This window comes from Clostridium bornimense, from assembly GCF_018917145.1.
GTDB classification, from domain to species: domain Bacteria; phylum Bacillota; class Clostridia; order Clostridiales; family Clostridiaceae; genus Clostridium_AN; species Clostridium_AN bornimense_A.
Window position 1 is genome coordinate 1 of sequence record NZ_JAHLOD010000091.1, and the last position, 6,166, is coordinate 6,166.

General features: G+C 26.4%; 7 protein-coding genes. 6 read left to right on the forward strand and 1 reads right to left on the reverse strand.

Features of this window, described 5'->3' with window-relative positions; all coding sequences use genetic code 11:
* The first annotated feature begins 142 nt into the window (after nt 1-142).
* From KQI30_RS16335 to KQI30_RS16345, 3 genes are all read left to right on the forward strand, one after another.
* The gene (locus tag KQI30_RS16335; protein ID WP_216464412.1) at nt 143-550 is read left to right on the forward strand and encodes a hypothetical protein; all 408 of its coding nucleotides are present in this window, start codon (nt 143-145) and stop codon (nt 548-550) included.
* Nucleotides 551-978: 428 nt separating this feature from the next.
* On the forward strand, nt 979-1,314 hold the full coding sequence (locus KQI30_RS16340; protein WP_216464413.1) for a hypothetical protein: 336 nt from the start codon (nt 979-981) through the stop codon (nt 1,312-1,314).
* A 65-nt stretch (nt 1,315-1,379) separates the two neighbouring features.
* Nucleotides 1,380-2,618, forward strand: coding sequence for a DNA-binding response regulator (locus KQI30_RS16345; RefSeq protein ID WP_253287553.1), 1,239 nt, complete (start codon nt 1,380-1,382; stop codon nt 2,616-2,618).
* Nucleotides 2,619-3,032: 414 nt separating this feature from the next.
* On the opposite strand, the gene mobV is transcribed toward KQI30_RS16345, so the two are convergent.
* Entirely contained in the window at nt 3,033-4,193 is a 1,161-nt protein-coding gene (gene mobV / locus KQI30_RS16350) for a MobV family relaxase (RefSeq protein ID WP_216464414.1), read from the reverse strand.
* 306 nt (nt 4,194-4,499) lie between these two features.
* Between mobV and KQI30_RS16355 the strand changes: the two genes are divergently transcribed.
* The 3 genes from KQI30_RS16355 (at nt 4,500) to KQI30_RS16365 (ending at nt 5,749) form a co-directional block, all read left to right on the forward strand.
* A complete protein-coding gene (locus KQI30_RS16355) occupies nt 4,500-4,742 on the forward strand; it encodes a plasmid stabilization protein (protein WP_216464415.1) in 243 nt (80 codons plus the stop codon).
* A 382-nt stretch (nt 4,743-5,124) separates the two neighbouring features.
* The gene (locus tag KQI30_RS16360) at nt 5,125-5,340 is read left to right on the forward strand and encodes a type II toxin-antitoxin system prevent-host-death family antitoxin (protein WP_216464416.1); all 216 of its coding nucleotides are present in this window, start codon (nt 5,125-5,127) and stop codon (nt 5,338-5,340) included.
* A 70-nt stretch (nt 5,341-5,410) separates the two neighbouring features.
* Nucleotides 5,411-5,749: a hypothetical protein gene (locus KQI30_RS16365; protein WP_216464417.1), complete on the forward strand. Its 339-nt coding sequence runs from the start codon at nt 5,411-5,413 to the stop codon at nt 5,747-5,749.
* Nucleotides 5,750-6,166 lie beyond the last annotated feature (417 nt).

Sequence of the window (6,166 nt, forward strand, 5' to 3'; positions counted from 1 at the left end):
ATGGAGAAAATAATGGAGTTATTGAAGAAATTTAATGATGAAGGAAAAACAATAATAATAATAACTCATGATAGTAAAGTGGCTAAAAAGTGCAACAAAGTTTTATATATTGAAGATGGGGAAATAAAGGAGAACAATATAAATGATTAGAAAAAAAAGAATTATATTATTTATAGTAGTTATTATTTTAGTAATATTAATAGGATATGGGTACTCCATTTGTAGTAGTAAAGAGCAAAAGGATAGTGGTGAAAGGTGGTTTGCAGGAGATGGTGGGAATAATAGTTATATAATAACTAATACAAATAAGATTGTATTATTGAGGATTGAAGTTAGTTGTGAAGCAAATGAAAGTGACTCAAAAGATAAGGTTAATGTTAAAGTAACTAATAGCGATTTAGAAGAGATTAAGTCTTTTAAAATAAAAAATGGAGACAAGGTGACAAAGTGGGTAATGGTAAATTCTAGTGATGATTTTTATGTGAATGTAGAAAGTAATAAATTTGAAGGTAACGTTAAAATAATGAATTATACATATACAATTTTTTAAGATTATCTTATATAAGTTTTAGATAAGATAGAAGACTAAGTATTAAGATTAGTATCCTATTTTAAAATTAAAATACGGAATAAAAAAGAGTTATTTTAGAATAACTCTTTTTTATATGTTAAGGTTACAAAATGTATAAAAAAGAGTTATTGAAATTGTTGATAAAACAACAGATTATTGTTACATAAGAAAGCAAAGAGTAGGTATATACACAATAGAAGCAAGTAATAAAGGGTTGAAGTTATAAAGAACAACTTTAAATTAATAAGGAAGAAAATGAGAATAATTAAAATTAAATTTTTTTAGTTGTAAGTTATTCTAATTAGATATTAAGGTTAATCAAGTTGAGTTATCAACTTGATTAAATTATTCAAAGTGTTATATTATATATTAATACAGAAATAAAACTAATAATACAGGAGATTAAAATGTATTGTGAATGTGGATATGAAAAAAGATATTTTAAATTAAAAAGTCTTTTTGATGAGTTGAAAGAAGAAAGTATTAAAAATAAGGAGGAATTAGAGAAGTTTAGATTTGGAGATCAGATTGTAGAGCTGCAAGAAGAAAATAGAAAGTTAAAAGAAGAAATTGAATCTTTGAAAGCAAAGGTACCAGTTAACACTAGAAAGGTAACAGATGAACAAGTAATTAAGATAAAGGAGTTAAGGAGTAAAGGAATAAGTTATAGAAAGGTTGCACAAGAAGTAGGGGTAAGTACTTGTGTAGTTAGCAGAGCATTAAATGGAGTATATGATAAATAAGGTATGGATAGGTTTTAGAAAAAAGTATGATATAATTTAAAATAGCTAACAAAGGGGGTGAAATATTGGGAGAAGCTTTAAAGAAAATTGAATATGAAGAAGAGCATAGCGAATATATAAATATGGTTCATCAGAATAGTAAAGGTTGGATTACAAAGGCTGAAATAAATAGCGGTAGCTATAGTCAATGGCATTACAAGTTTTCGGAGCTTTTACAACAGGATTTCGATAAGGAGAATACATATATAAGTTTAAATACTTTTTATACTACTTACCGGAGGATAGAATGTTTAAAGGAACTGAAAGCTCATTTTATAGATTTAGATATTTATAAAACAAAATTGACTAAGACACAGATACTAATGGATCTGGAAGCAAATTATTTTAATAAAAGTATTCCGAGACCTAATTACATAATAGATAGTGGTAGGGGACTATATTTAATATGGCTAATAAATGCAGTGCCAAGCAAAGGATTACCTTTGTGGAAAGCGGTGGAAGAATACTTATATAGAGTTTTAAAGCATTTCGGAGCAGATAGACAAGCTTTAGATCCAACGAGAGTTTTAAGAGTACCAGGAAGTATTAATTCTAAATCAAATAGTGTAGTAACAGTAATAGATCAATATAACTATATATATGATTTAAGAGAAATACAAAATGAGTATTTACCAGAGCTTGGAGAAAAGAAAGATAAGAAAAAAGGGCGACCGAAGAAAACAGTATTTATTCATAGAGAGAGAAGCCTTTATTATGCAAGAATAAAAGATATAATAAAGCTATGTGAATTAAGAGAATATGACCTAAGGGGTCATAGAGAAATGATATTATTTTTGTATAGATACTATCTATGTTATTTCTTAGAAGACACTGAAAAAGCTTTAGAGGATACGTTAGAACTTAATAGTGAATTTATATCACCATTAGGAGTAAATGAAGCTACAAGAGCTACTAGAAGTGCAGAAAGAGTTTATAATGACAAAAATAAAGATTATAAATACAAAAATGAAACATTAATAGAACTATTAGAGATTACAGAGCATGAAGAAACATACATGACTACTATAATTTCTAAAAAGGAATATAAGAGAAGAGATAGAGAATATCAAAAAAATAAATATAAGGCTCAGTTAAAGAAACAAGGTCAATTAACTGAAAAAGAAAAAATATCACAAAGAAGAAAAAAAATAAAAGACCTTTTAGCAGAAGGTCTTAAACAAAAAGATATATGTGTACAATTAAACATATCTAAACGTACATGTATAAATGATGTAAAATATTTAAAAGAACAGGGCTTAATATAACCTTGTTCTTTTGTATTATAAGATAATTATAGGTAAAAATCAATTAAAACATGTAGTCTAATAAGATAAAAAATGGCTACAAAAAAAAGGTGCAAAATTTTCTCGGCTTGTATTATAGGGTACGTAGTACCTGTTCTTTTTCTTGTCTATATGGGTAGAGTTTTACTTTACACAGGGCCTTGCACACGGTATTGCATATAGGTCGTTTTTTTCTTAGTTTTTGTAGGCTGTGTGCAAGGTAATTTTTTATGTGCGTTGGCTATTTTACTGGGTTTTATTTTTTGTATTGGAGCAAGACTTACTTACTTTTTACTTGTTTAAAAGTAAGTTTAATTTTATATACCTAAAAACAAGTTTTAACGGTCTTAGATTTTAGGTTGTATTTTTACCTAGGGAGCAAGTAGGTGCTAGGCATTATCGATTTAAATCTTTTTCTCTATTTCTATTATTTTTATTTTTAGAGTTTTCTTTATTATAGTGATCTTGGAGTAGTTTATTAGCTTCTGGAACTAAGTCATATTTTTTTAATACAGTTAACATGGCAGATGATTTAGTTTTTAGGATATTATTATTTTTAAGTAGTATATTATTTTGTTTTTGTAATTCAGTAATTTTATTAGTTTTATTATTAGATAATTTATTTAGATATTCATTTTGAGATTTTAATGCTTTATTTATATTTTTTAAGTCTTTTAATTCAATGGAATCTTTAATAGATTTTTTAGCTAAGTTAACAAGTTTTTCATAGTCATCTTTTAAAAGCGTCATTTTGCCACCTAGGAAGCTTTTTTTGCTTTCAAGGTGTTCTATTTCATAAATGCTATCAAAACCTTCTATGATGGCTTCTAGGTGCTTATTTAGAGTATCTATAGACTTATCTAATTGTTGATTAAGTTCTTTAGCTTTATTATGTTTATAATCAACAGTCTTTATATGCTTTATTTTGCCACCTACAAGACCACGTTCTAAATCATAACCTTTTTCCCTTAATCGTAGGTTATAACTATCTTGTAGCTTAGATATGGCGTTTTTATCGGGGATATATTTAGCACGACTAATTTTTAAGATATCTTTTTTGCGTCTTTTATCATAAGCGGTGATTAATGGGACAGCTACAACATGTAAATGAGGAGTAGATTCATCCATATGTAATGTTGCATGAATTATATTTTTTTCATCTATACCAATATCATGTTTAACAAAATTTAAGGATTCTTCTGCCCAGGATCTTATATCATCTTTACTCATATCTTTAAAGAATTCTTTGTCACTAGTGAAGATCATTTCACAGGCTACATCACTTTTACTTGAATTAATACTTTGCTCAAAACTTTTAACTCTATCAGATCTCATAGTCTTCATTCGTTCATCATGTTGCAATTTCATTTCAGAAGTAATTTGATTGAATTTCTCATTATAAGAAATATTGCATTTTATCAAATCAATATTTTCACTACTTTTTGATTTATCAATGTCAGGATTGGTATGGCTAATTCGATCTTTATTATGCTTACCAAGTCCACGTAAATCCGAGGTGGTTTTAACCCCCTCGATTCTGAAAACAGAATAACTCATAATCACACCTCCAGTTATAATAAAAAGTATATTTCGGAAACGGAGTTTTTGTCAATATGAGAACTTACTCTATAATTGACATCCTGTCAATTATTCGTTTCGCCATTGCATGGAGCTTTTTGTGTAGTTTTTTTAATTAAAAAAACTATTTTTACGTACAAAAAAAGGTTAGTACATAACCCTTTTTTATTTTTTCATTAATTAATTTATGAATTTAGAAAAATAAAATTAATGGTGAATATTAGTGGTATTTTTCTATTTGATTTTTAGATATAATATAGATATTGATGAAGGAGTGGATTAAGAATGGATAAGGAAATGTTAGAAGCATTTAGTAATTTGTTTGATGATAAATTAAAACCAATAAATGATCGACTTGAAAGAATTGAAAAAAAGCTTGACGGTGTAGTTGAACAAACAGCAAAGTTAACAGAGTTTAGAAGTGAGATGTTAAGTAAAATTGATGGAATAAGAGATGATTTATCTACTGTGGAATTAGTAACAGCTAAAAATTATAAGGATATAGTGAATTTAAAGGCTATAAAGTGAATTAAAAAATAAAAATAAGCAGATATGAAAGTCATAGTTTAAATCTATGGATTTTTTACTTACTAAATGAATGGGTTTAAGTTTGTTTATAATGATGTATTTATACATATTTTACATAAAAAACACATAAAAAACACATGAAAAGTACATGAGAAATATATAAAAAATATATAAAATTCACACGAAAAACACACGAAAAATATGTGATATATAGTAGGGTATTAGGGTTATGCCTAACAAGTGTGGTATTTGTCAGACAAATACGTATCTTGCTAAAAATATTTTTCAGTATACATTAAAGTTTTAACAGAGGATTTATAGAGAATAATAAATTGTACAAATATAATATATTTTAAAGTAATATTTAAGGGATGTGTGAGTAATGATTATAACTGCAACAGAATTAAAATTAAATCTTGATAAATATATTGTTATGGCAGAAACAAAGGAGATTTATATCACACAAAATGGTAAAATAATTGCAAAGCTGACAACTCCATATAAGGAGCGTGTGGATGTGGCTAAATCTCTTTTTGGTGTAATGAGCGATGATCTTACGATAGAAGAGAGTCGAGAAGAAAGGGTGTCAAAGATATAAAAGTATTAATTTATAAAAATAATTAGAAATTAATACTAAAGTTTTAAGAGAAATTAAGGGGGTACTATTTATGTGTAGGGAAGGTTTATGGCAAAAGTTAAGTGGAAGTATTAATTTTTATTTAAGGAACAAATGGGGAAAAGATTTATTATTAAGTAATGAAGATTTATTAGAAGACTATTTAATAAATTTAAGGGGAGAAGATCCAAACACATATGAATATTTGGATAAGAAAACATTTGAATATATAAAACTTAGTGATGATGAAATAGAAAAGGTAAAGAAATCATTTATAGAAAGAGTAGAAAAGAAAAAAATTAAATATGCAGATCAGATAGAAGCTGCTAAAAAAGAGTTAGAAAATAAAAAAGAAAATACTGATTTTAAGGTTTTACAATTTAAAAGATAGATAATAAAAGGTTTAAATTAAATGACATAAAAGTTTTGGTATATCAAAACTTTTATAATTAATATATACTAAGAGTGAGTAGAGGATCATTAACAACTACTTATATGATAATTAAATAATTAATAAAAAAAGTACTAATCTTTGTGGGATAGGGTACTTTTTTTATTTTTCATTAAAAGTTTTATAGTGTTATGATGATACATTTAATTCTCTATATTACTAAAAACTATATAACAACGTGTCAATGTCATGTTGCTATTATTTATATTTTATGTTCCGTGCCGTTGCATTTAATTTAAAATAATAGTTAAAGGATTTAAAGAAATAATATAGAATAGTTGTGATAACACAGTAATATTACAGTGGTATGACAAAGGGGAGATTATGATTTTATGAATATGAATTATGAGGAAATGA